Below are 26,782 nucleotides of genomic sequence, written 5' to 3'. Positions count from 1 at the left end.
CTCATTGACCCTGTTTGTTACCCTTTGTTTGCCCGTCCGCCACTGGACGGGCTTTTTTTTGCTTAGTGTTCCAGACGTTGACGGAACTCCTGTAACACGACGTCTGGCATCCCTATTTGCAGCGCCGCCTCGCAAATCGCTTTCCAGCTCCCGGCATCCAGCGGAATACCTTGCGCCAGCCGTTCCTCACGCGTATTCACCTCCCACTCCCCTGGTAACAGGATCGGGGCACCTTCAGCATGCGGAGACGCTTTCACCCACTCAGCAAATGCCGCAACCTGGTTATCACAGTCCGGCGCGCCGAACAGTTGAGGATTTATAATGATGGTCGTCATGCAGTTAATGATGGCATCCGCGCTGGTCTGCAGGCTTTCTTCATGTGTTGTTTTACCGCCAGAAAGCGCCCCGCCCATAATTTCGCACATCGCCGCCAGCGCATAACCCTTATGTTGGGCGAATGTCAGTAACGACCCCAGCGGAGAAACCTGCATTACGGCAGGATCGGTCGTAGGCACTCCATTTGCGTCAATCAGGCATCCAGGTGCCACCGGTTCGCCCTTATGCCATGCCACACGGGTTTTGCCAAACGCGATGGCGCTGGTCGCATAGTCCAACAACAACGGGAAAGTATTTTTACGCGGGAACACAACGCAGAAGGGATTGGTGCCAAAACGGCTATCGCGGCCATGAAACGGTGCGACCATCGGGATACCTACCACATTCACAAAGTGCACCGAAACAAAACCTGCCGCCGCACATTGTTCCGCCCAGTAGCCAATGCGTCCGATATGGTGCGAATTATGTAATGCCACGGCGGCGATACCGTACTGGCGCGCTTTTTCGATTCCATGCGTGATTGCCTCGTGCGCCGCCACCTGACCAAACGCACAGTCGCCGTCAAACGTTATCACCGCTCCCGCATCTTTGACCACTTTGGCATGACGGTTGATCTGCAGGTACCCTTGTGAGAATGAGCGAATATAGCTTGGGATCATGCCGATGCCGTGGGAGTCGTGACCAGCAAGGTTAGAGGCTATCAGATGATCTGCCACCAGCCTCGCCTCCTGCTCATTGCTTCCCATCTGATGAAAAACGGCCTGGATAAAGGCGTGCAGCGTTGGCACATGGAAGCGATGTCCACTGTTCATTGTTATCTCCTGTTGTGTCGCGTGTTTGTTGTGTTTCTTATTTTTCAACAAACTATGCTGCGCCACGGCGCTCCGGAGGTCAATAAACGTGCAGAAATTTCACGTTGCTGAAATGAGAGAACCGACAGGCCTGGTAAATGGCCCGTCGGGATAACAAATTAATTAGAAACTTTGCTCGACGCGGGCAAGTCCTTCAGCCAGTGAGGCGGATTCACCGGTTGCCACCAGGCAGCAGGCCATCTGGATTTTCAACGATGCCGGAACAGGCTCACTGCCCGCCAGACAACGCTCAATCCAGCGCGCGGTGGTTTCCGGGTCTTTTGCTACCGGTAGCGGTACCGGCTCATCAGGCATCTCGCTCTGTCGGTCCTGTAACACTCGCACACCGGATGAATCTATCAGACTTATCTGCGGGCAGCGCTGCGGGTTGGCATACACTTCGCCCTCGGTACCGTGCATCAACAGGCCACGCCCACCGATATCGCCGAAGAACTTCGCCACGCGCGAAACGTATTCCGGGTGGGACACGCTGGAAAGACGCAGCGCGGCATCTTCAGCAAACGGCGTGGCTAATTTAGCCAGCGTGTGCGCACTGTTACGCACGCCCATTCGCCAGCGCATCGCCAGCTGTTTCTCCAGCGGAGGACACAGCGCGCTCACCGGGATAAACACCGGCTCATGACCATCCAGCTTTGCCTGCGCCTGCCCGGCATGCAGCGTCGGCGCAATTCCCATCAGCTCGAAAATGGTTTCTGTCAGCACGCGGGTTGGATCCTCGCTGACGCCATGTACCACCACCGGAAAGCCGAGCTTATGCAGTAAAATCGCCAGCAGCGGAGTCAAATTCGCCTGCTTGCGCGCGCCATTATAACTGGGAATGACAATCGGCATGGGTTTCGCTACCGGCGGAGTCAGGCGAATGGTGTGGTTTTGCATCGCTTCGTAAAAGCCCAGCATCTCCGCTTCGCCTTCGCCTTTAATACGTAGCGCAATCAGTACCCCGCCCATTTCAAGGTCAGGTACGTCGCCGTTCATCATATGGGTATACAGTCCGCGAGCAGTATCCTTATCCAGGTCACGCGCGTGATTTTTTCCTCGCCCAATCTCTTTAATGATTTTGCGGTAATCCATCGTTAACTCCTTGCCTGTTGCTCGCGTCGTTAACGCCGACGGCGGCGTGTGGGTTTCGCTTTTTCTTTTGGTTTTACTATAACGTCTGGCACAGCAGGTTGCTCTATCGGAAATATGGGTAATGCATTCAGTAAACGCTTGCCATAGTTTTTGGTCAATAAACGCTTATCATAAATAACCACTTCTCCCCAGCAACTATGGCTACGGATGAGTCGCCCTACCTGCTGGATCAAATTGAACGACGCCGCGGGCAGGCTCTGCACCTCGAAGGGGTAGCGGTTCAGGCTTTTCAACCACTCGCCCTCGGTGATCACCACCGGGCTGTCGATAGGCGGAAAAGCAATTTTGTGAATATGCACCTGAGTCAGCAGGTCGCCTTTCAAGTCCAGACCTTCGGCAAAAGATTGCAGCCCAACCAGCACGCTACGCTCGCCGTTGGTCACCCGCTTGCGGTGCAGCTCCACCAGACGATAGCGCGGCTGGTCGCCCTGAACCAGCAACAGTAGGCGCAGATCGGTAACGTGCTCCAGAAAACGCTGCATCGCCCGGCCGCTGGCAAAGAGTACCAACATCCCCTGATGCTTCTTGCTTTCCAGCTGTTCGCGGAAGTAGGCGGCCATTTCCGCGATATGCTGCTCTTCGTTTTCAATTAGCGGTTCGTAGCGCATCTGCGGAATGACGATTCTGCCCTGTTCAACGTGATTAAACGGTGAATCCAGCGCAACAAACCGGTCCCCTGCTTTTTCCTTCAGGCCGCTCATTTCCTGCAGACGCGAGAAGCTGTTGAGCGAGCGTAGCGTGGCGGAAGTGACAATAATATGCGGTACGCTGCGCCACAGCAGTCGTTCGAGCTGATCGCTCACGCGGATCCCCACGCAGTGAAACCAGACGTGGATCTGCCCGTCACGCACCTCGCGCGTCGCCCATTTACTCACCGGCGCGCCCGATGATTGCGCGAGCGATGCCAGCCGCCACAATTTGCTTTGTGCCTCAAACATGCCCAGCGCCCGATTCATCTGCAAAATAACCCGATGCAGACGCACAATATCGTGAGTGCCGGTTTTTTCGCTGAGATCGTTGAGGAACAGTTCCGCCAGACCGCGCAGCATTTCCGTTAGTTTTGCCAGACGCTGACAAATCTCCATCACTTCCGCAGGTAGCTCCCCCATCGCGAAGCGGTGTTCCGCTTCCTGGGTAGCCGGCATGTACAGATTAAGAATGTTATTGAGCGAGGAAATCAGCTCATACAGTTCCTCACAGTGACCATTCAGACGCTCGGCATTCGCCAACGGAGGCGTGGTTTTTGGCCGAAACTGCTCCAGGCAGGTAGCCACTAATTTGCAAAACAGATCCAACTGCAGTCGGTACCAGGGGGCGCTGATTTCTGCGCTCATCTCCAGCGCATCGCGCGCGACGTCGGGCAAATGGTGGCCTTCATCAAGCACCAATAGCAGGTTTTTCGGCTCCGGCAAAACGGCTTCGCTTTCCATGGCCGCCATCACCAGCGCGTGGTTGGCAACCACCACTTCGGCTTCCTGAATCTCCCTGCGGGCAACAAAAAAAGGGCATTCACGATAGTAGTGACAGTTACGGTTCAGACAGCTGGCTTTATCAGTGCTCAGCCGTTGCCAGAGTCCGTCGTCGATAGCGATATCGGTGTGATCGCGCAGCCCGTCCCACTTGTAGCTGTCGAGATCGCCTTTTAGCCTGGCGCAGCGCTTTTGTTCTTCCTGGTTATTGGGCGTCAGATCGTCGTCGAGAAAGGCCAGTAGATCCTGCTGATTGGGTTCGGTACTGGCCAGCGCCGCTAAGTTACGCGGACAGACATAGCGTCCGCGACCAAACGCGGCGGTAAAACGCAGGTCAGGGATAATTTTGCGTAGCAGCGGTAAATCTTTGCTGTAGATCTGATCCTGCAAAGCGACGTTGGCGGTACTAACCACCAGCGTTTTTTGTTCTTCACGCGCTATGGCAATACCGGGAATCAGATAAGACAGAGTTTTCCCCACCCCGGTCGGCGCTTCAATCGCCAGATGTCGCCCTTCTTCCCCGGAGAGTGTTTTCGCAACGTCAGCAATCATCTGCCGCTGCGGCGCACGGGGGATAAAGTCGGGGATCTGTTCCTGAAGCGCCTTATACCAGGCGGCGATTTGCGCTTTTAACGCAGCCGTTAGTGCCATGAGAAAACCTGAAGTACTGTATAAACAGCCACTATTGTGGCACATTTCAGTCGTTGAATGTACCTTTTTCCCCCATTCTGGAAAGCGCTTCGCAGCTTTGACTTAAATTTCCGGATGGCGGCTTACATGCTATCCGGCCTACAGCCAGGTTCATTGCAGGCCGAATAAACGTGTCGATTAATAGTACCCCAGCAGCTTCCACCACAGCATGCCCACGGCAAAAATGATGATCACATTTGCCGTCACCACACAGAGGTTAATCTTGTAAAAGCGCGGCCGTTCAAAATAGCCCTGGGCAAAATAAATAGGGCCAGGTCCGCCGCCATACTCGGTATTCCCCCACATCAGGTTACTAAAGATACCGAAGCAAATAGCGACCATCATCGGCGGCGCACCTGCAGCGATCGCCGTGGCCGCGAAAGGGGCATACAGCGCAGCCACGTGCCCGGTAGCCGTAGCAAAGAGATAATGGACGTAAATGTAAAGGATCCCCAGGACAATAAAGGACTCGATCGCGCCAAACCCTTGAATACCGCTGCCTAGCTTTACGGTCATCCATTTAATAAAGCCCAGATCGGCAAGTCCGGTCGCCAGACTAATTATAACGCTAAACCAGATTACCGTATCCCATGCCGCATGGTCATTAAGCAGGCTTTTCCAGCTAACGGCACCCGAGGCGAACAGATAAGCAGCCAGCCCCAGTCCGACAGATGTGGCAGACAATCCAGTAATCAAGCTAGTGCCCCAGCCAACCAGCGCCAGCACAAACCCAAACGCAACCTTTTTCTCATTGCTGCTCATCGAACCGAGTTCACCGAGCGCCTGCTTACCCATCGCTTTTGCCTCTGGCGTACGCTTAAGCTCGGGATCCAATAACTTGTAAACCAGAAGTGGCATCAGGCAGAAACAGACCATCGCAGGAACCACTGCGGAAATAAACCATCCGCCCCAGGTTATCTCTATACCCAATGACGATTTAGCCAGACTGGCTACCAGCGGATTCGCCGCCATCCCGGTGAGGAAAATCGCCCCGGTAATCGGCGTAAACTGGAAGCACACCATGGTTAAGAAATCGCCAATGCGCTTGCCAGTAACCCCTGGAGCGGAACCCAATACATCATTGATGGAACGAGTGATGGGAAAAATAATGCCCCCGGACCGCGCGGTTACTGACGGCATTGCCGGGGCCATAATCAGATCGGAAACCCCCAGTGAGTAAGCGATACCCAGGCTGCTACCACCAAAGAGCGATAACATTTTATACGCGATACGTTTCCCCAGTCCTGACGTTACAAACCCCAGAGACAAGACGTAAGCACAGAAAATGAGCCATACCGTACCGGACGCAAACCCTGACAGCGCCTTTGCCTCTGGTAATGTTTTGGTGAAAATAACCACACAAAGTGCAACCAACATCACCGCCCCCGAAGGGAGCGGCTGAGTAAGAATGGCGGCAATGGTCGCGGCAAATATCGCGAACATATGCCAGGCCTGAGGCGTCAGACCATCAGGTACGGGATAAAACCAAACGATCGCGCCTATCGCCAGCGGTATCAGGAACGACAGAATGGATTTTCCCGTGACAGAATTCGTTGACATAAAAATATCCTTATTCCATTAGCCCGAGAACGTTCATTTCCGCGACATATATCTTGCTAATACCTGATCCACCATCGCCGGTGCCATTCCAAGGTAATTTGCCGGGTCGGTCAGTTTTTCAATCAACTGTGGGTCCAGTCGTTCAGAGACAGAGGGCATCGCATTCAGCACATCAGCCAATCGCCCACCCTGTTCGTTGACGATACGGCAGGCGTCGTACACCACGTCATGTGCATCCTGACGACCGATGTACGGGGCCAATCCCATCATGACTGCCTCAGCTACAATCAATCCGTTGGTCATACCGAGGTTACGTTTCATCGCCGCTTCATCGACCACCAGCCCCGCCAGCATAAAATTGGCCTGATGCAACGCCCCCGCGCTGAGAACGAAACTTTCCGGGATGGCAATCCATTCGGCATGCCACGGCCCGGTTGCACGCTCCAGATCTTGTACCATCGCATCAAGCATCAACCCTGCCTGTTGGCGAACACCTTTGGCACAGGCCAGCATCAGCTCGCTGGAAATAGGGTTGCGTTTCTGCGGCATGGTACTGCTGGCGCCACGCCCTTTAACAAACGGCTCATACAGCTCACCAAACTCGTTAGCTGCCAGCAGCATTACGTCGTAGGCAATCTTACCCAGCGACCCGGTAATCACCGCTAACAGGTTCACCGCTTCGGCAAAACCATCACGCGCGACGTGCCAGGTGGAGGTTGGAACATTCAGACCAAGCTCTTCCATCATCGCTTTTTGTACCGCCAGCCCTTTATCCCCCAGCGATGCCAGCGTACCGGCCGCCCCCGCAAATTCGCCAACCAATACACGAGGACGCGCCTGGGTAAGACGTTCCGCGTGGCGTTCAAACATATCCAGCCAGATGGCCGCTTTGTAACCGAATGTCACCGGCAAAGCCTGTTGTAAATGGGTTCTCCCGGCCATCGGCGTATCACGGTAGCGGCGTGAAAGATCGGCCAGCGTGGCGCGGAGTTTGTCCATATCGGATTCAATGAGCGCAAAAGCATCACGAATTTGCAGGACCACTGCGGTGTCCATAATGTCCTGAGTGGTTGCCCCCCAGTGCACATAACCGCCGGACTCGCCAGCCTGTTTAGAAATCTGGTGGACCAGCGGTAGGATCGGATAACCCACAATTTCGGTTTCATGGCGCAATAAATCAAAATCGAGCGTGTCGGCATTACATTTTTCAGCAATTTCCACCGCAGCAGCCTCGGGTATCACACCGCAGCGTGCCTGGGCTTTGGCTAATGCCACTTCCACTTCCACGTATTTGCGCACCAGTTCGCGATCGTCAAACACCGCGCGCATCGCCGGTGTACCGAAAGAATCCCTGAACAGAACAGAATCAAGTACATTCGAAGCCATAAATCCCCCTGGAAAATCTGATAATGATAAGATGCGTGTTTACGGCAGTTTGTTGAATGTCCAAACGTCGCCATAATGTCCAGACATAACAAAATGTCCGTACATTTAAATGTACGGACATTTATAGTATTCATAAGAAATGTAGGGAATAGTCCGTACAAATTTTCGTGATAAAGATCACTAATATTTTGATGAAACTGCGATGAAAGAATCTCTGTACAAGCGAATAGCACGTGAACTGGCGCAGCAAATTGCGGTGGGAACCTTCGCCCCCGGCTCGCTGTTTCCTACGGAAATGGAACTGTGCGAAACATGGCAGGTCAGCCGCCACACCATGCGTGAGGCGTTAAGGGAATTAACAGAGCAAGGTCTGATTTCACGGCGTAAAGGTGCGGGTACTCGCGTTTGCGAACCTAAGGCGAACGGCGTCAATCACCCGCTATCGCATCTTGAGGATCTGTTGCTGCTGGCCAAAAACAATCTGCGCGTCATCAAGAAAATCGATGAGATTGTGGCGGACATAGAGTTGTCCCAGATGATTGGCTGCCCGCCAGGTTCTCGATGGCTGCACATTGCCAGCACTCGCGAAGATGCGCACAACCCCGACGCGCCAATCTGCTGGACGGACAGCTATGCCAGCACGGATTACGCCAAGTTGCGCACGTACATCCGTGACGATCCACACTCATTAATCAGCGATTTGATCGAAACGCATTACGGTATCAAAAGTCATGAGGTGCATCAGACAATTACGGCTGTCGGAGTGCCCAAAAAGGTGGCAAAGATTCTCAATGTAGCGCCTGATTCGCCAGCGATGAGAATTGTGCGTCGTTATCTGGACAGGAACGGGAAAGTATTTGAGACGACGATTTCGATTCACCCGGCAGGACGATATACCTGCTCGATCGTGCTGAAATCGCAAAGTTCGGGGGAGTGATTGACCTATCCGGCCTACACAGTGTGTAGACCGGATAGCGTGTTTATACAGCCATACAGTAAGGGAATTACTGCGCTGTAGACGGTTTGCGCGGACGGCGCGGTGGACGAGGCTTGTCGCCTGCCGGTTTGCCTTCGCCGCTACGCGGTTTCGCTTTTGGCGCACCGCCATCCTGACGACGCGGCTGTTGGCCACGCCCTGCTCCACCCTGACCACGGCCGCCGCCGCCACGCTGCTGGCGACCATTCTGGATCGGCTCGGCTTTGATGGACGGGTCTGGCTCATAGCCTGGCGTTGCAATACGCGGGATCTCTTTTTTCAGCAGCTTCTCGATGTCGCGCAGCAGCTTATGTTCATCGACGCACACCAGAGACAACGCTTCGCCAGTAGCGGCCGCACGACCGGTACGACCAATACGGTGCACGTAATCTTCCGGGACGTTTGGCAACTCGTAGTTCACCACATGCGGCAATTCTTCAATGTCCAGGCCGCGCGCGGCAATGTCGGTCGCCACCAGCACGCGAATATCACCGGATTTAAAATCAGCCAGCGCACGCGTACGCGCTCCCTGAGATTTGTTACCGTGGATCGCCGCGCTACGGATACCGTCTTTATTCAGCTGTTCCGCCAGATGGTTCGCACCGTGTTTGGTACGGGTAAACACCAGCACCTGCTGCCAGTTGCCCTGACCTATCATCTGCGACAACAGTTCGCGTTTACGCTTCTTATCTACGAAATGAACGTGCTGAGTCACCTGCTCGGACGCGGTATTACGACGCGCCACTTCGATTTCCAGCGGATTGTGCAGCAGCTTTTCGGCCAGCGACTTGATATCGTCAGAGAACGTTGCTGAGAACAGCAGGTTCTGACGTTTTGCCGGCAATTTCGCCAGAACGCGACGAATGTCGTGAATAAAGCCCATATCCAGCATGCGGTCAGCTTCATCCAGCACCAGGATTTCAACCTGATCCAGTTTCACCGCATTCTGGTGCTCCAGATCGAGCAAACGACCCGGAGTGGCAATCAGCACATCCACGCCGCCACGCAGCTTCATCATCTGCGGGTTAATACTGACGCCGCCGAAAACCACCAGCGAGCGAATATTCAGATACTTACTGTAATCACGGACGTTTTCGCCAATCTGGGCTGCCAGTTCGCGGGTTGGCGTAAGGATCAGCGCACGAACCGGACGACGGCTTTTACCATGCGGCTGATGAGTAATCAGGTGCTGCAACAGCGGCAGGGTAAAACCTGCCGTTTTCCCCGTGCCGGTCTGGGCGCTGGCCATCAGATCGCGGCCTTCCAGCACGGCAGGGATCGCCTGCTGCTGAATAGGGGTAGGTTCACGGTAACCCTGCTCGGCAACGGCACGTAAAATATCAGGGTTTAAACCAAGGGAATCAAAAGACATAACAACTCCGAACCACCCTGACCGTTACCGGTGTCGTTTTCAGGGAGATACATATAATAGAGATGACAAAAACCACAATGTCATGAAGGGGCGGAGTGTAGCAGTTTTTGTGATGTGCCGCATAAATTATCCCTGTGCAGGAAAATAACGGTCTGGACTGGACAAGGTTACACATCAGTCATAATCTTAATCAATCGATTGATTAAGATTAGAGTTGGGCCATGAATACACCCACCATGACAACCAAAGGTGAACAGGCGAAAAATCAGCTCATTGCCGCCGCGCTGGCGCAGTTTGGCGAGTATGGTCTGCATGCCACCACGCGCGATATCGCCGCGCAGGCCGGGCAAAATATTGCGGCCATCACCTACTATTTTGGCTCAAAAGAGGATTTATATCTCGCCTGCGCCCAGTGGATTGCAGATTTTATCGGCTCACAGTTTCGCCCGCACGCTGAAGAAGCCGAGCGTCTGTTTGCGCAGCCGGAGCCTGATCGCGGCGCTATGCGCGAACTGATCCTGCGCGCCTGCAAAAATATGATCATGCTGTTAACTCAGGACGACACCGTTAACCTGAGCAAATTTATCTCGCGTGAACAGCTTTCCCCCACCGCGGCTTATCAACTGGTGCACGACCAGGTTATCAATCCGCTGCATACACACCTGACACGCCTGATTGCCGCCTATACCGGCGGCGATGCCAACGATACCCAAATGATTCTGCACACCCACGCCATACTCGGCGAAGTGCTGGCCTTTCGTCTGGGGAAAGAAACCATTCTGTTGCGTACGGGCTGGTCACAATTTGATGAGGATAAAACCGCGCTGATTGACCAAACGATCACCTGTCACATCGATCTTATTCTGCAAGGTTTAACGCAAAGGAGTCTGGAGTCATGAAAAAACCTGTCGTTCTCGGGCTGGTCATCGCGGCCCTCGTTGCCGTGATTGCCGGTGGAACGTGGTGGTATCAAAGCCGGCAAGATAACGGCCTGACGCTGTACGGCAATGTCGACATCCGTAGCGTCAACCTGAGTTTTCGCGTCGGCGGCAGGCTGGCCTCGCTGGCTGTTGACGAAGGCGATGCGATTACCGCCGGTCAGGTGCTGGGCGAACTGGATCGCGCGCCGTATGAAAACGCATTAATGCAGGCAAAAGCCAATGTTGCCGCTGCGCAGGCGCAATACGATCTGATGCTGGCAGGATATCGCGAAGAAGAGATCGCGCAAACCGCGGCGGCTGTCAAACAGGCGCAGGCGGCCTATGATTACGCGCAGAACTTTTACAATCGGCAGGTAGGATTGTGGAAAAGCCGCACCATTTCCGCCAACGATCTGGAAAACGCCCGTTCATCACGGGATCAGGCGCTGGCCTCACTGAAATCCGCGCAGGATAAGCTCACGCAATATCGCAGCGGTAATCGTGTACAGGACATCGAACAGGCAAAAGCCGCGCTCGAACAGGCCCAGGCCGAGCTGGCGCAGGCAGAGCTTAATTTGCATGACACCACGCTGACCTCGCCGTCAGATGGCACGCTTCTCACCCGTGCGGTTGAACCCGGCAGCATGCTGAACGAAGGGGGCACGGTACTGACGCTGTCGCTCACGCGTCCGGTATGGGTTCGCGCCTACGTTGACGAACGAAATCTGAGCCAGGCGCAGCCAGGACGAGAAATCCAGCTCTATACCGATGGTCGCCCGGACAAACCGTATCACGGTAAAATCGGCTTCGTATCCCCTACCGCCGAGTTTACGCCGAAAACGGTTGAGACCCCTGACCTGCGCACCGACCTGGTTTATCGACTGCGAATTGTCGTCACCGACGCGGACGATGCGCTACGCCAGGGAATGCCGGTAACAATTAAGTTTGCCGATGAGGCACGGCATGAATGACGCCGTCATTACGCTTAAAGGGCTGACGAAAAACTTTGCCGGAATGGAAAAACCGGCTGTCGCCCCACTCGACTGCACCGTCCATGCGGGCTACGTGACCGGACTTGTCGGACCCGACGGCGCGGGCAAAACTACGCTGATGCGAATGCTGGCGGGGTTGTTAAAACCCGATGCCGGAAGTGCTGCGGTGATTGGTTTTGATCCCATCAGAGACGACAGCGCGCTGCATGCAGTGCTCGGCTATATGCCGCAGAAATTTGGTCTGTATGAAGATTTGACGGTCATGGAGAACCTCAATCTCTATGCTGATTTGCGCAGCGTCACCGGTGAAACGCGAGAAAAAACCTTTGCCCGGCTACTGGAATTCACCTCGCTGGGGCCGTTTACCGGACGACTGGCTGGCAAGCTTTCCGGTGGCATGAAACAGAAGCTCGGGCTTGCCTGTACGCTGGTCGGCGAACCCAAAGTATTGCTGCTGGATGAGCCAGGCGTCGGCGTCGACCCTATTTCCCGTCGCGAACTGTGGCAAATGGTCCACGAACTGGCCGGGGACGGCATGCTGATCCTCTGGAGTACATCCTATCTGGATGAGGCTGAACAGTGTCGTGATGTGCTGCTGATGAACGAAGGGGAATTATTATACCAGGGCGATCCCACTCAGCTTACGCAAACCATGGCGGGTCGCAGCTTCCTGATGAGCAGTCCGCAGGAAAACAACCGCCGGCTGCTGCAACGCGCATTAAAACTGCCGCAGGTCAGCGATGGGATGATTCAGGGGAAATCAGTCCGTTTAATCCTGAAAAAAGAGGCTACAGCTCAGCAGATTCAACGCGCTGACGGCATGCCGGAGATAACCATCAACGAAACTGCGCCGCGCTTCGAAGATGCTTTTATCGATTTACTCGGTGGGGCCGGAACATCAGAGTCCCCGCTGGGGGCTATCCTGCATACCGTGGAAGGCACGCCTGGCGAAACGGTGATCGAGGCCAAAGCGCTGACCAAGAAATTTGGCGATTTTGCCGCTACCGACCACGTAGACTTTGCCGTGCAGCGCGGCGAGATTTTTGGTCTGTTAGGACCCAACGGCGCCGGTAAGTCTACCACGTTTAAAATGATGTGCGGCCTGCTGGTCCCCACTTCCGGCAAAGCGCTGGTGCTGGATATGGATCTGAAAGTCAGCTCCGGCAAAGCGCGTCAGCATCTGGGCTATATGGCGCAGAAATTCTCCCTGTATGGCAACCTGACGGTTGAACAGAATCTGCGCTTTTTCTCCGGTGTCTACGGCCTGCGCGGTCGGGCGCAGAAAGAGAAAATTGACCGTATGAGCGAGGCATTCGGCCTGAAGAACATCGCCTCCCACGCCACCGACGAATTGCCGCTGGGCTTTAAGCAGCGTCTGGCGCTGGCCTGCTCACTGATGCATGAACCCGACATTCTGTTCCTTGATGAACCCACTTCCGGGGTCGATCCCCTCACCCGCCGCGAGTTCTGGTTGCATATCAACAGCATGGTGGAAAAAGGCGTCACGGTGATGGTGACCACCCACTTTATGGATGAGGCGGAATACTGCGATCGCATCGGGTTGGTGTATCGCGGCAAACTGATTGCCAGCGGTACGCCGGACGACCTGAAAGCTCAGGCTGCCGACAGCGACACGCCGGATCCGACAATGGAGCAGGCGTTTATTACGCTAATCAATGACTGGGATAAGGAGCATACGCATGAGTAACTCCGCTCTCTCCTGGCGTCGCGTACGTGCGCTGTGCGTAAAAGAGACGCGCCAGATCGTCCGCGATCCCAGCAGTTGGCTGATTGCGGTGGTGATCCCGCTGCTGCTGCTGTTTATCTTCGGCTACGGGATCAACCTCGACTCCAGCAAGCTGCGGGTAGGGATTTTGCTCGAACAGCAAAGCGAAGAGGCGCTGGATTTCACCCATACTATGACCGGTTCGCCCTATATTGACGCCACCATCAGCGATAACCGTCAGGAACTGATTGAGAAAATGCAGGCCGGGCGCATTCGCGGGCTGGTGGTGATCCCGGTGGATTTCGCCCAGCAGATGGCGCGGCCCAACGACGTGGCGCCGATCCAGGTGATTACCGACGGCAGTGAGCCGAATACCGCCAACTTTGTGCAGGGTTATGTCGAAGGCATCTGGCAAATCTGGCAGCAACAGCGGGCGGAAGATCGTGGAGAATCGTTCAAGCCATTGATCGATGTGCAGACCCGCTACTGGTTTAACCCGGCGGCCATCAGCCAGCACTTTATTATTCCTGGGGCAGTAACCATCATAATGACGGTCATTGGCGCCATCCTCACCTCATTAGTGGTGGCACGCGAATGGGAGCGCGGAACCATGGAAGCGCTGCTGTCTACCGAAGTCACCCGCGTCGAACTCCTACTGTGCAAACTGATCCCCTATTACTTTCTGGGCATGCTGGCGATGCTGCTGTGTATGCTGGTATCGGTGTTTATTCTTGGCGTGCCCTATCGTGGCTCCTTGCTGATCCTGTTTTTTATTACCAGCCTGTTTCTGCTCAGTACGCTCGGTATGGGGTTGCTTATTTCCACCATCACTCGCAACCAGTTTAACGCCGCGCAGGTCGCGCTGAATGCCGCCTTCCTGCCCTCGATTATGCTGTCGGGTTTTATCTTCCAGATAGACAGCATGCCCGCGATTATTCGGGCGGTGACCTACATTATTCCGGCTCGTTATTTCGTCAGCACCCTGCAAAGCCTGTTTCTGGCGGGAAATATTCCGGTAGTGCTGATTGTCAACGTGCTGTTTTTAATCGCTTCGGCAGTAATGTTTATCGGCCTGACGTGGCTTAAAACCAAACGTCGGCTGGATTAAGGGGACGGGCATGTTTCATCGATTATGGACATTAATTCGCAAAGAGCTGCAATCGCTGTTACGCGAACCGCAGACGCGAGCCATTCTGATTTTACCGGTGCTGATTCAGGTTATCCTGTTCCCGTTCGCGGCAACGCTGGAAGTCACCAACGCGACTATCGCTATCTATAACGAAGATAACGGTAAACATTCGGTGGAGCTCACCCAGCGCTTCGCCCGCGCCAGCGCCTTTACGCATGTTCTGCTGCTGAAAAGTCCGCAGGAGATCCAGCCCACCATCGACACGCAAAAAGCCCTGCTGTTGGTGCGTTTCCCGGCTAACTTTTCGCGTAATCTGGATACCTTCCAGCAGGCTCCCATGCAGATTATCCTCGACGGACGTAACTCCAACAGCGCGCAAATTGCCGCGAATTACCTGCAGCAAATCGTTAAGGAGTATCAGCAGGAGCTGATGGACGGCAAGCCGAAGCCGAATAACAGCGAGCTGGTAGTGCGTAACTGGTATAACCCGAATCTGGATTATAAATGGTTTGTGGTTCCGTCGCTGATCGCCATGATCACCACTATCGGCGTAATGATCGTCACCTCGCTCTCGGTTGCCCGCGAGCGCGAGCAAGGCACGCTGGATCAACTGCTGGTTTCCCCGCTTACCACTTGGCAGATTTTCATCGGCAAAGCGGTGCCTGCGTTAATTGTGGCCACTTTTCAGGCCACCATTGTGCTGGCGATCGGCATCTGGGCTTATCACATCCCATTTGCCGGTTCACTGGGGTTGTTCTATTTCACGATGGTAATTTACGGGCTGTCGCTGGTCGGCTTTGGTCTGCTGATTTCATCGCTGTGCGCCACCCAGCAGCAGGCATTTATCGGGGTGTTTGTGTTTATGATGCCAGCGATTTTACTCTCGGGCTATGTTTCACCGGTCGAAAACATGCCGGTCTGGTTGCAGAATCTCACGTGGATAAACCCAATCCGTCATTTTACGGACATCACCAAACAAATTTACCTGAAGGATGCGAGTCTGCAGATTGTCTGGGGAAGTTTGTGGCCGCTATTAGTGATAGCGGCCACGACCGGCTCAGCGGCGTATGCGATGTTTAGACGCAAGGTGATGTAGCTTTTTGTCTTTCGCCAGCAGCGAGACCACGGCGGGTCCGGCAAGGATCACCAGCCCCGCCAGTGCCAGCAAGACGTTATTTTGCAACACACGCGACAGCAGCCACAGTACGATCATTGCGGCACCGAAATACCACGTGGTAGTCAGCTCTTCCAGCACGTCAGCGACGTCGCGCCAGCGCTGTTCATGGTGACGTTGCAAGGCCAGCATTAATAAAACCGTTACGCCGTAAACGACGCATAATCCCAGGCCGACGCGCACCAGCGTGCCGCTCATCCAGCCCATTACCAGCAACGCCACTACCAGTAAATGCAACACTATCTGCCAGCAACTTAGACCCGTTGCGACACGAACACGTTGTTGCCACCTCATGGCTATTCTCCTGAAGGATTTTCGACTAATTGTTCAGAGTACCGGACTTTACGGAAAATTCCGCAACACCGCATCTTTTTGTGACGACGACTACACTATTTTATTTAGGAAGTGACGCCATCGGGAGGCTCATGAGCGGATCGGGAGTTCAATTTTCATTCAATGTGCTCACCATTAATACTCACAAAGGGTTCACCGCCTTCAACCGGCGTTTTATTTTGCCTGAGCTACGGGAGGCTGTCAGAACGGTTGGTGCAGACATTGTGTGTCTGCAGGAAGTCATGGGCGCGCACGAAGCTCATTCGTTGCATATTGAGAACTGGCCGGATACCAGCCACTACGAATTTCTGGCGGACACGATGTGGAGCGACTTCGCCTACGGGCGTAACGCCGTATACCCGCAGGGACATCACGGTAATGCGGTGCTGTCGCGGTATCCCATTGAGCATTATGAAAATCGTGATGTTTCCGTCGGCGCGAGTGAAAAGCGCGGGGTCCTTTACTGCCGAATCGTACCGCCAATGCTCTCCCACCCCATCCATGTGATGTGCGTGCATCTCGGTTTACGTGAAGCTCACCGCCAGGCTCAGCTCGCTATGCTGGCAGACTGGGTCAACGCCCTGCCCGACACGGAGCCCGTGGTGATCGCCGGAGATTTTAATGACTGGCGGCAAACGGCCAATCGCCCGTTGAAAGCCAGGGCCGGCCTTGATGAGATTTTTACCCGCGCCCACGGTCGCCCGGCGCGAACCTTTCCGGTGCAGTTTCCCCTGCTGCGTCTGGACAGGATCTACGTGAAAAACGCCAATGCCAGTACTCCAACGACGCTGGCGCTGCGCCACTGGCGACATTTGTCCGATCATGCCCCCCTGAGTGCGGAGATTCATTTATGAAATATGGCTGGCGTGAAGGCAATCAAATACAACTGCTGGAAAACGGCGATCAATTTTATCCCGCCGTCTTTGAGGCCATTGAGCAGGCGCAGCAAAAAATTATCCTCGAAACCTTTATCTGGTTTGAGGATGCGGTCGGAAAACAGCTGCATGCCGCGCTACTCGGGGCCGCCCAGCGAGGAATCAAAGCAGAGGTGCTGCTGGATGGCTACGGCTCGCCGGATCTTAGCGACAGTTTTGTCGAAGAGCTCACCGTAGCCGGCGTTGTTTTCCGCTACTACGATCCGCGTCCACGTTTGTTTGGAATGCGCACCAATCTCTTTCGCCGTATGCATCGCAAAATTGTGGTCATTGATGACCGTGTTGCTTTCGTCGGCGGCATCAATTATTCCGCTGAACATATGTCTGATTACGGCCCTGAGGCCAAGCAGGATTACGCCGTGCGCGTTGAAGGTCCCATCGTGGCCGACATCCTGACATTCGTGCTGGAAAACCTGCCCGGGCAAAGCGCCGTACGCCGCTGGTGGCGACGTCATCACCGGGCAATCGACAATCATCGTCCCGGCGAAGCGCAGGCGCTGTTTGTCTGGCGCGATAACGAAGAGCATCGCGATGATATTGAACGCCATTATCTGAAAATGCTGACCCAGGCCCGGCGGGAAGTGATTATCGCCAATGCCTATTTCTTTCCCGGATATCGCCTGCTGCATGCCCTGCGTAAAGCAGCGCGGCGCGGCGTTCGGGTAAAACTCATCGTGCAGGGCGAACCGGACATGCCGATTGTAAAAGTGGGCGCCCGCCTGTTGTATAACTATCTGGTCAAGGGCGGCGTCCATGTCTATGAATACCGTCGTAAACCTCTGCATGGCAAAGTAGCGCTGATGGACGATCACTGGGCGACGGTGGGCTCCAGCAATCTCGATCCGCTGAGCCTGTCGCTGAATCTGGAAGCAAATCTGATTATTCATGACCGCGCATTTAACCAGACTCTGCGTGACAACCTGAATCCCATTATTGCCAAGGACTGCAAGCGGGTTGACGAATCTATGCTGCCAAAACGCACCTGGTGGAACCTGACAAAGAGCGTGCTGGCCTTCCACTTCTTACGCCACTTCCCGGCGCTGGTCGGCTGGCTGCCGGCGCATACCCCGCTTCTGGCCGAGGTAGAGCCGCCCGCACAGCCCGCTCTGGAAACCCAGGACCGTATACAAACTGAGGATGCAGGAGGGAAAACCTGATGACAAAAAACCACCGACGCTGGCGGTCAGCGAAAAAGATCCTCACATGGCTTTTTTTTATTGCGGTGATCGTATTGCTGGTCGTTTATGCCAGCAAGGTCAACTGGCAGGAAGTATGGACGGTAATCCGCGATTATAATCGGATTGCCCTGCTCAGTGCCGTGGGGCTGGTGATCGTCAGTTATTTACTTTACGGCTGTTATGACCTGCTCGGGCGCTACTACTGTGGGCACAAGCTGGCAAAACGCCAGGTCATGCTGGTGTCGTTTATCTGTTACGCCTTCAACCTGACGTTAAGCACCTGGGTGGGCGGTATTGGGATGCGCTATCGGCTCTACTCGCGTCTCGGGTTGCCGGGGAGCACAATTACCCGAATTTTTTCACTGAGCATTACCACCAACTGGCTGGGCTATATTCTGCTGGGCGGTTTTATTTTTACTTTCGGCGTCGTCGAACTGCCCGCGCACTGGTATATCGATGAAGGTACGCTGCGTATCTTAGGCATTGCGCTGCTGTTGATAATTGGCGTTTATCTGTGGTTTTGCGCCTTCGCTAAACATCGCCACATCACCATCAAGGGCCAAAAACTGGTGCTACCCTCCTGGAAATTTGCCCTCGCACAAATGGCGATATCCGGGGCTAACTGGATGGTAATGGGGGCGATTATCTGGTTGTTGCTGGGTCAGAATATTAACTATTTCTTCGTGCTGGGCGTGCTACTGGTGAGCAGTATTGCCGGCGTTATCGTACATATTCCGGCGGGAATTGGCGTGCTGGAGGCGGTGTTTATGGCGCTGCTGGCAGGAGAGGACACGTCTCAGGGCACGATCATTGCCGCACTGCTCGCGTATCGCGTGCTGTACTATTTTATTCCGCTACTGCTGGCGCTGGTGTGTTATTTGCTGCTGGAGAGTCGGGCGAAAAAGCTGCGGGTAAAAAACGAGAAGGCGATGGCGAAATGATTTGCCGGATGCGGCTTAACGCCTTATCCGGCCTACTTTCGATACACAACTGTAGGCCGGATAAGCGCAGCGCCATCCGGCAACAGACGATTAACGACGATTGCCAAAAATACGCAGCAGCATCAGGAACAGGTTGATGAAGTCCAGATACAGCGTTAGGGCTCCAAGAATCGCGTATTTACGCAGATTGGAGCTGTCGCGCAGGTCGATCTGCTCACCGATATTTTTCAGCTTCTGCGTGTCATAGGCGGTCAAACCAACAAACACAATCACCCCGATATAGGTTACCGCCCACATCAGCGCTTCGCTCTTGAGCCAGAAGTTAACCAGCGAGGCCAGCACAATACCGATCAGCGCCATGAACAGCATATTGCCGAAGCCGCTCAAATCGCGTTTGGTGGTGTAGCCATACAGACTCATGATCCCGAACATCCCGCCGGTGACCACGAAAGTGCTGGCGATAGACGAGTAGGTATAGACGATAAAAATGCTTGATAGCGTCAAACCAGTTAATGCCGAATAGAGCATAAACAGCGTTGTCGCCATACCTGCGCTGAGCCTTTGCACCATGCCGGACAGGACAAACACCAGTGCCAGTTGAGCGATGATCAGGCCAAAGAAGGTGATTTTGCTGGAGAAGACAAACATCATCACCGCGGGCGTATTTGCCGCATACCAGGCGATAAACGCCGTCAGCAACAGTCCGCAGGTCATCCAGCCGTACACCTGCGCCATATACGTTTGCAGGCCGGAACGGGCCTGTACAATAGAATCGGATCGTGGGAATCGGTCCATGACAATCTCCTGAATCAGTATGAGCCTACAACAATTGTACTCTACCAGCGTTTTGCTGCTAGCTTATCACTGTCGCGGGCATCAACCCAGCGCTCACCTTCCGGCGTAGCCTCGCGCTTCCAGAACGGCGCGCGAGTTTTCAGGTAATCCATAATGAACTGCCCGGCATCAAACGCGCTGCTGCGATGCGCACTGGTCACGCCAACAAAAACGATTTCGTCACCCGGCCACAGTTCGCCAATGCGATGAATTACCGTCACCCGACCCAGCGGCCAGCGCGAACGCGCCTCGTCGACAATCTCCGCCAGCGCTTTTTCAGTCATTCCCGGATAGTGTTCCAGCGTTAACGCCCGCACGCTATCACCGAGATTGTGATTGCGCACTTTACCGGTGAAAGTGACGACCGCGCCGTCTTCATCACGCTCGGCCAGCCAGGGATACTCATCCCCAACGCTGAACGGCGCAGGGCCAACAACAATTCGCGTTTCAGCCATCTTAGCCTCCGGTTACCGGCGGGAAGAAAGCCACTTCGTCACCCGCGTTAAGGGGATGGTCAAAACTGACCAGCGTCTGGTTTACCGCCGCCAGCAGCTTACCGTCTTCCAGGGCCAGCGCCCAGCGATCGCTTTGCGCTGCCAGATGCTGGCGCAGGGCTTCTACCGTTGCAAACCCGGCAGCAACTTCTAACGCATCCGTGTTCACCAGTTCCCGTACCTGAGCAAAGAAAAGAACCTTAATCATGCGCATCCACCTTAAAATCGCCCGATTTTCCGCCGCTTTTTGCCAGCAGACGCACCGGTCCAATCACCATATCCTTTTGCACCGCTTTGCACATATCGTAGATGGTCAACGCCGCCACGGAGGCCGCCGTTAACGCTTCCATTTCAACGCCGGTTTTACCGGTCAGGCGACACAGCGTTTCAATGCGTACGCGGTTATGTTCCGGTTCAGCGTGCAGATTGACTTCAACCTTGCTCAGCATCAGCGGATGACACAACGGGATAAGATCCCAGGTGCGTTTGGCAGCCTGGATACCGGCAATACGCGCCGTGGCGAAAACGTCGCCCTTATGGTGGCTGCCGTCGATAATCATCGCCAGCGTTTCGCTACGCATGGTCACGAATGCTTCTGCACGCGCCTCGCGTACGGTTTCCGCCTTGGCGGAGACATCCACCATATGCGCTTCGCCAGCGGCGTTAATATGAGTCAGTTGCGACATACTTATTTCTTCAAATGTGGGTGGAAATTACACGGACGCGTACGGGCATCGAGCTGCGGCGCAATGATATTTTCCCAGGCGGTACGACACGCTTTCGTCGACCCCGGCATGGCGAAAATCAGCGTTTTATTGGCTACTCCGGCAATCGCCCGGGATTGCAGCGTCGCGGTGCCAATCTCTTCAAACGACAGCATACGGAATACTTCACCAAACCCTTCGACTTCTCTGTCGAACAGCGGCTGCAGCGCTTCTGGCGCCTGGTCCCCTTCGGTTAACCCGGTGCCGCCGGTAATAAGCACCACCTGTACATCGTCACTGGCAATCCAGGCAGAAACCTGGGCACGGATGGCGTAGCGGTTCTCTTTGACAATCGCCTTGTCGACAATCTGATGACCCGCTTCTTGCGCCGAGTCACGCAGATAATGGCCGGAGGTATCATCCTCTTCGCCGCGACGGCTTGAAACGGTAAGAATAGCAATGCGTGTCGGGATAAATTCAGCGCTTACCTGACTCATGAAAAACTCCTTTTAGCGATCAGCCGCCAATGTAAGATAAGTTTTGCGTAATACCGGTATTGTTCTGATGCAGGAAATGGGTCTGCTTTTTCTCCAGCAGCGCGGCTGAAATGCGTTCTTCCAGCGCTGGCTGCTGAGCGTCGTTTTCCAGCAAATCTCGCAGGCTTACGCCGCCTTCACCGAATAAACACAGATGAAGCTTGCCGACAGATGAAACGCGCAGACGGTTGCAGGTGGCGCAGAAGTCTTTCTCATAAGGCATGATCAGACCAATTTCGCCGGCATAGTCAGGATGACAGAAAACCTGAGCCGGGCCGTCGCTGCGCTGTCGAATCTGGTGGATCCAGCCGCGACGCAGCAGCTCATCGCGCAGTACCTGGCCTGAAATATGGTGTTTACGGAAGAGAGAACTGCCCTCGCCCGTTTCCATCAGTTCAATAAAGCGCAGTTGGATAGGACGGGGCTGAACCCACGCCAGGAAGGTGTCCAGTTGATGATGATTCACGTCGCGCATCAGCACGGTGTTGACTTTCACTTTTTCAAAACCGGCTTCAAAGGCGGCGTCAATGCCCGCCATCACCTGCTGAAATTTGTCCTGCCCGGTAATGGCGTGAAACTGGCGGGCATCGAGGCTGTCGACGCTGACGTTAAGCGCGGTCAGTCCGGCATCGCGCCAGGCAGCAGCATCGCGCGCCAGACGATAACCATTGGTGGTTACCGCAATCTGACGGATGGCGTCGTTTTCGCGCACGGCGGCGATAATGTCAGTGAAGTCGCGACGCAGAGACGGTTCGCCCCCCGTCAGACGCACTTTTTCCGTTCCCAGGCTGGCGAATGCGCGCGTAACGCGGCGAATTTCATCAACGGTCAGAAAGCCGTTATTGGTGACCCCACCGGGCTTATAGCCATCCGGCAGGCAATAGGTGCAACGAAAGTTACACACATCGGTAATCGACAAACGTAAGTAGTAAAACTTACGTGCGAAAGCATCGGTAAGTTGAGAGCCCATGTACACCTTTCCAAATACGGGAGACGTAGTCATTTCTTCCTGCGCCCTGGTGACAAACTTTTTCAAGTATTGTCACGGCCAAAGCACCGTATCATTTGACCCAGGTGCAGAGGCTAGAGTGTTTATACTCGTCATACTTCGTGTTGCAGATGCGTTGGCTTTCGGCAACTCAAATTATTTAGAGTACTTAGTGGTTATGCCGATACTAGCGTGTAAATGACGCTTTTGCCATGTACACTTTCGCTATATAAATACATACATAACGACATGATCGTGCAATTTCGCTACAGAATAAGCAAAAACCACAGTTTTGCATTGATATACATCATCTTGCCGTCAGGTGGATCTCGTCAGAAAGGAGTAGATGGCAGAAAAAAATTACGGCAGATGCCGACTGGATAATTGCTGAAAACACGCTATTTACGTTACTGTAGCGCCGATTAATTGATATCAGGAAAATTTATGCGCACTCGCACGCTGGCAGATCTGGACCGCGTTGTCGCTCTCGGCGGAGGGCATGGACTGGGACGCGTTCTCTCCTCTCTTTCCCCTTTAGGTTCGCGCCTGACGGGTATCGTCACCACGACCGATAACGGCGGGTCGACAGGTCGTATTCGCCGCTCTGAAGGCGGGATTGCCTGGGGAGACATGCGTAACTGTCTGAACCAGTTAATCACTCAACCCAGCGTTGCATCCGCCATGTTTGAGTATCGTTTTGGCGGTAATGGCGAACTTTCCGGGCATAACCTCGGAAACCTGATGTTAAAGGCGCTCGATCACCTCAGCGTGCGGCCTCTGGAGGCTATCAATTTAATTCGTAGTCTGCTGAAAGTTGACGCGCATTTAATTCCGATGTCAGAGCTGCCGGTAGATCTGATGGCTATCGACGATCAGGGGCATGAAGTTTATGGCGAAGTGAATATCGATCAGCTTACCATCCCACCTCAGGAACTGATGCTGTCGCCAAAAGTTCCCACCACGCGGGAGGCGGTAGAAGCTATCGCTGAAGCGGATTTGATTCTGATAGGTCCCGGCAGTTTTTACACCAGCCTGATGCCGCTCCTGCTGCTCGACGAACTGGCGCAGGCATTACGTCGCACTCCCGCTCCGATGGTGTACATCGGCAATCTGGGCCGCGAGTTAAGCCTGCCAGCAGCCGGCCTGACACTTAACGATAAGCTGGCAATCATTGAACAGTATGTTGGCAGAAAAGTGATTGATGCGGTGGTTGTGGGCCCGAAAGTAGATGTATCCACCGTTTCCGACCGCGTGGTTATTCAGGAGGTGCTGGAAGCCAGCGATATTCCCTACCGCCATGACCGCCAGCTATTGCACAACGCGCTGGAGAAAGCGGTACAGGCGTTAGGTTGAACGTATTTGCCTGATGCGCTGCGCTTATCAGGCCAACAAACGCGATCTATCCTGTAGGCCGGATAAGGGGTTTACCCCACATCCGGTCCCCCTCTTAGGATGCCGCAATAAACAACTCGCGCAGTTGATGCAACTGGTCGCGGATCGTCGCTGCCTCTTCAAATTCGAGATTCTGCGCGTGCTGCATCATCTGCCCTTCCAGCTCGTGAATCTTCTGCTGCAGCGCTTTTGGCGTCATATCCAGCTCGACAACTTCAGACTTCGCGCCTGCGCGTGACTTCCCTTTGCCTTTCGCTTTGGTCTTCGCGATATTCTGACCCAACGCCAGAATATCGACCACTTTCTTGTTCAGGCCCTGCGGCGTAATACCGTGTTCTTCGTTGTAGAGTTGCTGTTTCTCACGACGACGTTCGGTTTCACCAATCGCTTTGGCCATTGAGGCGGTAATTTTATCGCCGTAGAGAATCGCCTTACCGTTGATATTACGCGCCGCACGACCGATGGTCTGGATAAGCGAACGTTCAGAACGCAGGAACCCTTCTTTGTCTGCGTCCAGAATCGCCACCAGTGAGACCTCAGGCATGTCCAGACCCTCACGTAACAGGTTGATACCCACCAGCACGTCAAACTCACCCAGACGCAGGTCACGAATGATTTCCATACGTTCCACGGTATCGATGTCAGAGTGCAAATAACGCACCCGTTCACCGTGCTCTTCGAGGTACTCGGTGAGATCCTCCGCCATCCGTTTGGTGAGCGTGGTGACCAGCACACGTTCGTTAATCGCCGCACGAATGCGGATCTCAGACAGCAGATCGTCGACCTGCGTCGCCACCGGACGCACCTCAATAACCGGATCCAGCAGGCCGGTCGGTCGTACGACCTGATCGACCACTTCATCACCGGATTTCTCCAGCTCATAGTTGCCCGGTGTCGCTGAGACGTAGATGGTCTGCGGTGCCAACGCCTCGAACTCTTCAAATTTAAGCGGACGGTTATCCAGCGCCGACGGCAGACGGAAACCGTACTCGACCAGGGTCTCTTTACGCGCCCGGTCACCGCGGTACATGCCGCCAATTTGCGGAATAGTGACGTGGGATTCATCCACCACCAGCAGACCATCGGCAGGCAGGTAATCAAACAGCGTCGGCGGCGGCTCGCCGGGGCCACGCCCGGAGAGATAGCGGGAATAGTTTTCAATCCCCGAGCAGTAACCCAGCTCGTTCATCATTTCCAGATCGAACTGCGTACGCTGGCTGAGCCGCTGCTCTTCGAGCAGTTTGTTATTTGCCAGCAGAATTTTACGCCGCTCTGCCAGTTCAACTTTGATTTCTTCCATCGCCTGCACGATACGTTCACGCGGCGTCACATAGTGCGTTTTAGGATAAATGGTGTAGCGCGAAATAGTGGATTCGACCTGCCCGGTTAGCGGGTCAAACAGCGATAAACGTTCGACCTCTTCATCAAACAGTTCCACACGCAGCGCGATGTCGTCGGATTCTGCCGGGAAAATGTCGATCACTTCACCGCGCACGCGGAAGGTTCCGCGCTGGAATGCCTGATCGTTGCGGGTATACTGCAGTTCCGCCAGGCGGCGCAGGATCGCGCGCTGGTCGATAATCATCCCCACCGTCAGATGCAGCATCATTTTCAGATACAGATCCGGGTCACCCAGACCATAGATAGCGGAAACCGACGCCACAACAACGACGTCACGACGTTCCAGCAGCGCTTTGGTCGCCGACAGACGCATCTGCTCAATGTGTTCGTTGACCGAGGCATCCTTCTCGATGAAGGTGTCAGAACTTGGCACGTAGGCTTCCGGCTGATAATAGTCGTAGTAGGAGACGAAATACTCAACCGCGTTATCCGGGAAGAATTCTTTCATCTCTCCATACAGCTGCGCGGCAAGCGTCTTATTGGGCGCCAGCACCATGGTAGGACGCTGCAAGTCCGCAATCACGTTAGCGATGGTGAATGTCTTCCCCGACCCTGTCACCCCCAGCAGCGTCTGATGCGCCAGACCATCCTCCAGCCCTTCTTCCAGACGACGAATTGCCTCAGGCTGATCGCCAGAGGGTTTAAAAGCGGAATTTAGTTTGAACGGTTTACTCATGAGCAGCTACCTGAAGCAATGGGCGGGCAGGTGTGTAATTTTACTCGCAGTGGTATATTTTGCCAGTAAAATATACTGGATGAAAAAACAGTAACGCGCCATAATATTTCTGATACGCCATCAGAACGGCCGTGACGGGCGACTAAAATTTGGCCTCAGGCGAGATAAAACACCAGTAAAAATGCGTTATCCCCAAAGCAATGACTTTTTTAACATTTGTCAAGCCACTCGATGAAAGTTTTGTGGCAACGCATGACACTTCTGCGACAGCCATTGATTTTATCTAACATCCTGTAATTTAATGACTATTATCCCGAGCCGTCTTTCGCACCAATTTAGTCGCAGGCCGCGTCTTCTCTCGCTTACATTGTGTTTTCTAACTCTAATACACAAGGTTATCCACAGGAATAGTGGATAACTGCCTCCAGCCCGTATGGACTGTAGCCTGGCAAAAACGCCCTTACTCCCTTTTCCGGTGGCATAAAAAAAAATTATCGCTATTTTTTGATATTTATCAGCTAACGAAGCGGTCTGGAATGGCCGGGATCTTGCTCGCATTTTCATCATTTTCCTGCCTGCACCATCACGGCACCGCCAGGCACTGGTAATGTGCACAAAACAGCGCTCTCCTTCTGAC

Annotated in this window: 24 protein-coding genes and 1 riboswitch; of the genes, 10 read left to right on the top strand and 14 right to left on the bottom strand. The window is 54.2% G+C overall.

Annotated features, from left to right (window positions below; translation table 11 throughout):
- Positions 1-62 precede the first annotated feature (62 nt).
- The 5 genes from LA337_07030 to LA337_07010 form a co-directional block, all read right to left on the bottom strand.
- Positions 63-1,148: a malate/lactate/ureidoglycolate dehydrogenase gene (locus tag LA337_07030; GenBank protein ID UBI17439.1), complete on the bottom strand. Its 1,086-nt coding sequence runs from the start codon at positions 1,146-1,148 to the stop codon at positions 63-65.
- Positions 1,149-1,310: 162 nt separating this feature from the next.
- Positions 1,311-2,279, bottom strand: a complete 969-nt coding sequence (gene ybiB / locus LA337_07025) for a DNA-binding protein YbiB (protein ID UBI17438.1) — start codon at positions 2,277-2,279, stop codon at positions 1,311-1,313.
- A gap of 29 nt (positions 2,280-2,308) precedes the next feature.
- Positions 2,309-4,459: an ATP-dependent DNA helicase DinG gene (gene dinG, locus LA337_07020; protein ID UBI17437.1), complete on the bottom strand. Its 2,151-nt coding sequence runs from the start codon at positions 4,457-4,459 to the stop codon at positions 2,309-2,311.
- A gap of 177 nt (positions 4,460-4,636) precedes the next feature.
- The gene (locus tag LA337_07015; GenBank protein UBI17436.1) at positions 4,637-6,058 is read right to left on the bottom strand and encodes an anion permease; all 1,422 of its coding nucleotides are present in this window, start codon (positions 6,056-6,058) and stop codon (positions 4,637-4,639) included.
- Between the two features lie 33 nt (positions 6,059-6,091).
- On the bottom strand, positions 6,092-7,444 hold the full coding sequence (locus LA337_07010; GenBank protein ID UBI17435.1) for an adenylosuccinate lyase family protein: 1,353 nt from the start codon (positions 7,442-7,444) through the stop codon (positions 6,092-6,094).
- 202 nt (positions 7,445-7,646) lie between these two features.
- Between LA337_07010 and LA337_07005 the strand changes: the two genes are divergently transcribed.
- Positions 7,647-8,381 carry a GntR family transcriptional regulator gene (locus tag LA337_07005; GenBank protein UBI17434.1) on the top strand — a complete coding sequence of 245 codons (735 nt, stop codon included), beginning with the start codon at positions 7,647-7,649 and terminating at the stop codon, positions 8,379-8,381.
- Between the two features lie 67 nt (positions 8,382-8,448).
- On the opposite strand, the gene rhlE is transcribed toward LA337_07005, so the two are convergent.
- A complete protein-coding gene (gene rhlE, locus LA337_07000) occupies positions 8,449-9,792 on the bottom strand; it encodes an ATP-dependent RNA helicase RhlE (protein ID UBI17433.1) in 1,344 nt (447 codons plus the stop codon).
- Positions 9,793-10,013: 221 nt separating this feature from the next.
- On the opposite strand from rhlE, the gene cecR reads away from it, so the two are divergent.
- Genes cecR through LA337_06975 form a run of 5 tightly spaced genes read left to right on the top strand, consistent with a single transcriptional unit; the run spans position 10,014 to position 15,655 of the window.
- Positions 10,014-10,691 (top strand): transcriptional regulator CecR, encoded by a 678-nt coding sequence (cecR, locus tag LA337_06995; protein UBI17432.1) that lies wholly within the window; start codon positions 10,014-10,016, stop codon positions 10,689-10,691.
- The gene (gene hlyD, locus LA337_06990) at positions 10,688-11,683 is read left to right on the top strand and encodes a secretion protein HlyD (GenBank protein UBI17431.1); all 996 of its coding nucleotides are present in this window, start codon (positions 10,688-10,690) and stop codon (positions 11,681-11,683) included. The genes cecR and hlyD overlap by 4 nt, the downstream gene beginning before the upstream one ends.
- Positions 11,676-13,412: an ATP-binding cassette domain-containing protein gene (locus LA337_06985; GenBank protein UBI17430.1), complete on the top strand. Its 1,737-nt coding sequence runs from the start codon at positions 11,676-11,678 to the stop codon at positions 13,410-13,412. The genes hlyD and LA337_06985 overlap by 8 nt, the downstream gene beginning before the upstream one ends.
- A complete protein-coding gene (locus LA337_06980; protein UBI17429.1) occupies positions 13,405-14,538 on the top strand; it encodes an ABC transporter permease in 1,134 nt (377 codons plus the stop codon). Before LA337_06985 ends, LA337_06980 begins: the two co-directional genes overlap by 8 nt.
- Before the next feature lie 10 nt (positions 14,539-14,548).
- Entirely contained in the window at positions 14,549-15,655 is a 1,107-nt protein-coding gene (locus LA337_06975) for an ABC transporter permease (protein UBI17428.1), read from the top strand.
- Here the strand turns inward: LA337_06975 and LA337_06970 are convergent.
- A complete protein-coding gene (locus tag LA337_06970) occupies positions 15,617-16,027 on the bottom strand; it encodes a YbhQ family protein (protein ID UBI17427.1) in 411 nt (136 codons plus the stop codon). The genes LA337_06975 and LA337_06970 overlap by 39 nt on opposite strands.
- A gap of 131 nt (positions 16,028-16,158) precedes the next feature.
- Between LA337_06970 and LA337_06965 the strand changes: the two genes are divergently transcribed.
- From LA337_06965 to LA337_06955, 3 genes are read left to right on the top strand one after another with little or no spacing between them, the layout of a single operon-like run.
- Positions 16,159-16,920, top strand: coding sequence for an endonuclease/exonuclease/phosphatase family protein (locus LA337_06965; protein UBI17426.1), 762 nt, complete (start codon positions 16,159-16,161; stop codon positions 16,918-16,920).
- Positions 16,917-18,158, top strand: a complete 1,242-nt coding sequence (gene clsB / locus LA337_06960; protein ID UBI17425.1) for a cardiolipin synthase ClsB — start codon at positions 16,917-16,919, stop codon at positions 18,156-18,158. The genes LA337_06965 and clsB overlap by 4 nt, the downstream gene beginning before the upstream one ends.
- The gene (locus tag LA337_06955) at positions 18,158-19,120 is read left to right on the top strand and encodes a YbhN family protein (GenBank protein ID UBI17424.1); all 963 of its coding nucleotides are present in this window, start codon (positions 18,158-18,160) and stop codon (positions 19,118-19,120) included. Before clsB ends, LA337_06955 begins: the two co-directional genes overlap by 1 nt.
- 90 nt (positions 19,121-19,210) lie before the next feature.
- On the opposite strand, the gene LA337_06950 is transcribed toward LA337_06955, so the two are convergent.
- From LA337_06950 to moaA, 6 genes are all read right to left on the bottom strand, one after another.
- On the bottom strand, positions 19,211-19,915 hold the full coding sequence (locus LA337_06950; GenBank protein ID UBI17423.1) for a Bax inhibitor-1/YccA family protein: 705 nt from the start codon (positions 19,913-19,915) through the stop codon (positions 19,211-19,213).
- A 41-nt stretch (positions 19,916-19,956) separates the two neighbouring features.
- A complete protein-coding gene (gene moaE / locus LA337_06945; GenBank protein UBI17422.1) occupies positions 19,957-20,409 on the bottom strand; it encodes a molybdopterin synthase catalytic subunit MoaE in 453 nt (150 codons plus the stop codon).
- A gap of 1 nt (position 20,410) precedes the next feature.
- Positions 20,411-20,656, bottom strand: coding sequence for a molybdopterin synthase sulfur carrier subunit (moaD, locus tag LA337_06940; GenBank protein UBI17421.1), 246 nt, complete (start codon positions 20,654-20,656; stop codon positions 20,411-20,413).
- The gene (gene moaC, locus LA337_06935) at positions 20,649-21,134 is read right to left on the bottom strand and encodes a cyclic pyranopterin monophosphate synthase MoaC (GenBank protein ID UBI17420.1); all 486 of its coding nucleotides are present in this window, start codon (positions 21,132-21,134) and stop codon (positions 20,649-20,651) included. The genes moaD and moaC overlap by 8 nt, the downstream gene beginning before the upstream one ends.
- A gap of 2 nt (positions 21,135-21,136) precedes the next feature.
- Entirely contained in the window at positions 21,137-21,649 is a 513-nt protein-coding gene (moaB, locus tag LA337_06930) for a molybdenum cofactor biosynthesis protein B (protein UBI17419.1), read from the bottom strand.
- Positions 21,650-21,668: 19 nt separating this feature from the next.
- Positions 21,669-22,658, bottom strand: a complete 990-nt coding sequence (gene moaA / locus LA337_06925; protein UBI17418.1) for a GTP 3',8-cyclase MoaA — start codon at positions 22,656-22,658, stop codon at positions 21,669-21,671.
- Positions 22,646-22,791: riboswitch (molybdenum cofactor riboswitch) on the bottom strand. (Overlaps the previous gene by 13 nt.)
- 329 nt (positions 22,792-23,120) lie before the next feature.
- On the opposite strand from moaA, the gene yvcK reads away from it, so the two are divergent.
- Positions 23,121-24,029: a uridine diphosphate-N-acetylglucosamine-binding protein YvcK gene (yvcK, locus tag LA337_06920; GenBank protein ID UBI17417.1), complete on the top strand. Its 909-nt coding sequence runs from the start codon at positions 23,121-23,123 to the stop codon at positions 24,027-24,029.
- A 94-nt stretch (positions 24,030-24,123) separates the two neighbouring features.
- Here yvcK and uvrB read toward each other — a convergent pair whose 3' ends face one another.
- A complete protein-coding gene (uvrB, locus tag LA337_06915) occupies positions 24,124-26,145 on the bottom strand; it encodes an excinuclease ABC subunit B (GenBank protein ID UBI17416.1) in 2,022 nt (673 codons plus the stop codon).
- Positions 26,146-26,782: the final 637 nt, after the last annotated feature.

Origin of the sequence: Citrobacter europaeus, assembly GCA_020099315.1 — a bacterium.
GTDB lineage: Bacteria > Pseudomonadota > Gammaproteobacteria > Enterobacterales > Enterobacteriaceae > Citrobacter > Citrobacter europaeus.
The sequence above is the reverse complement of the archived record's forward strand: the minus strand, read 5'-3'. Positions and strand labels throughout refer to the sequence as shown.

Bases quoted from the DNA above. Each gene is read 5' to 3' on its own strand.
- LA337_07030 (UBI17439.1), bottom strand. From the start codon at position 1,148: ATGAACAGTGGACATCGCTTCCATGTGCCAACGCTGCACGCCTTTATC.
- ybiB (UBI17438.1), bottom strand. From the start codon at position 2,279: ATGGATTACCGCAAAATCATTAAAGAGATTGGGCGAGGAAAAAATCAC.
- dinG (UBI17437.1), bottom strand. From the start codon at position 4,459: ATGGCACTAACGGCTGCGTTAAAAGCGCAAATCGCCGCCTGGTATAAG.
- LA337_07015 (UBI17436.1), bottom strand. From the start codon at position 6,058: ATGTCAACGAATTCTGTCACGGGAAAATCCATTCTGTCGTTCCTGATA.
- LA337_07010 (UBI17435.1), bottom strand. From the start codon at position 7,444: ATGGCTTCGAATGTACTTGATTCTGTTCTGTTCAGGGATTCTTTCGGT.
- LA337_07005 (UBI17434.1), top strand. From the start codon at position 7,647: ATGAAAGAATCTCTGTACAAGCGAATAGCACGTGAACTGGCGCAGCAA.
- rhlE (UBI17433.1), bottom strand. From the start codon at position 9,792: ATGTCTTTTGATTCCCTTGGTTTAAACCCTGATATTTTACGTGCCGTT.
- cecR (UBI17432.1), top strand. From the start codon at position 10,014: ATGAATACACCCACCATGACAACCAAAGGTGAACAGGCGAAAAATCAG.
- hlyD (UBI17431.1), top strand. From the start codon at position 10,688: ATGAAAAAACCTGTCGTTCTCGGGCTGGTCATCGCGGCCCTCGTTGCC.
- LA337_06985 (UBI17430.1), top strand. From the start codon at position 11,676: ATGAATGACGCCGTCATTACGCTTAAAGGGCTGACGAAAAACTTTGCC.
- LA337_06980 (UBI17429.1), top strand. From the start codon at position 13,405: ATGAGTAACTCCGCTCTCTCCTGGCGTCGCGTACGTGCGCTGTGCGTA.
- LA337_06975 (UBI17428.1), top strand. From the start codon at position 14,549: ATGTTTCATCGATTATGGACATTAATTCGCAAAGAGCTGCAATCGCTG.
- LA337_06970 (UBI17427.1), bottom strand. From the start codon at position 16,027: ATGAGGTGGCAACAACGTGTTCGTGTCGCAACGGGTCTAAGTTGCTGG.
- LA337_06965 (UBI17426.1), top strand. From the start codon at position 16,159: ATGAGCGGATCGGGAGTTCAATTTTCATTCAATGTGCTCACCATTAAT.
- clsB (UBI17425.1), top strand. From the start codon at position 16,917: ATGAAATATGGCTGGCGTGAAGGCAATCAAATACAACTGCTGGAAAAC.
- LA337_06955 (UBI17424.1), top strand. From the start codon at position 18,158: ATGACAAAAAACCACCGACGCTGGCGGTCAGCGAAAAAGATCCTCACA.
- LA337_06950 (UBI17423.1), bottom strand. From the start codon at position 19,915: ATGGACCGATTCCCACGATCCGATTCTATTGTACAGGCCCGTTCCGGC.
- moaE (UBI17422.1), bottom strand. From the start codon at position 20,409: ATGGCTGAAACGCGAATTGTTGTTGGCCCTGCGCCGTTCAGCGTTGGG.
- moaD (UBI17421.1), bottom strand. From the start codon at position 20,656: ATGATTAAGGTTCTTTTCTTTGCTCAGGTACGGGAACTGGTGAACACG.
- moaC (UBI17420.1), bottom strand. From the start codon at position 21,134: ATGTCGCAACTGACTCATATTAACGCCGCTGGCGAAGCGCATATGGTG.
- moaB (UBI17419.1), bottom strand. From the start codon at position 21,649: ATGAGTCAGGTAAGCGCTGAATTTATCCCGACACGCATTGCTATTCTT.
- moaA (UBI17418.1), bottom strand. From the start codon at position 22,658: ATGGGCTCTCAACTTACCGATGCTTTCGCACGTAAGTTTTACTACTTA.
- yvcK (UBI17417.1), top strand. From the start codon at position 23,121: ATGCGCACTCGCACGCTGGCAGATCTGGACCGCGTTGTCGCTCTCGGC.
- uvrB (UBI17416.1), bottom strand. From the start codon at position 26,145: ATGAGTAAACCGTTCAAACTAAATTCCGCTTTTAAACCCTCTGGCGAT.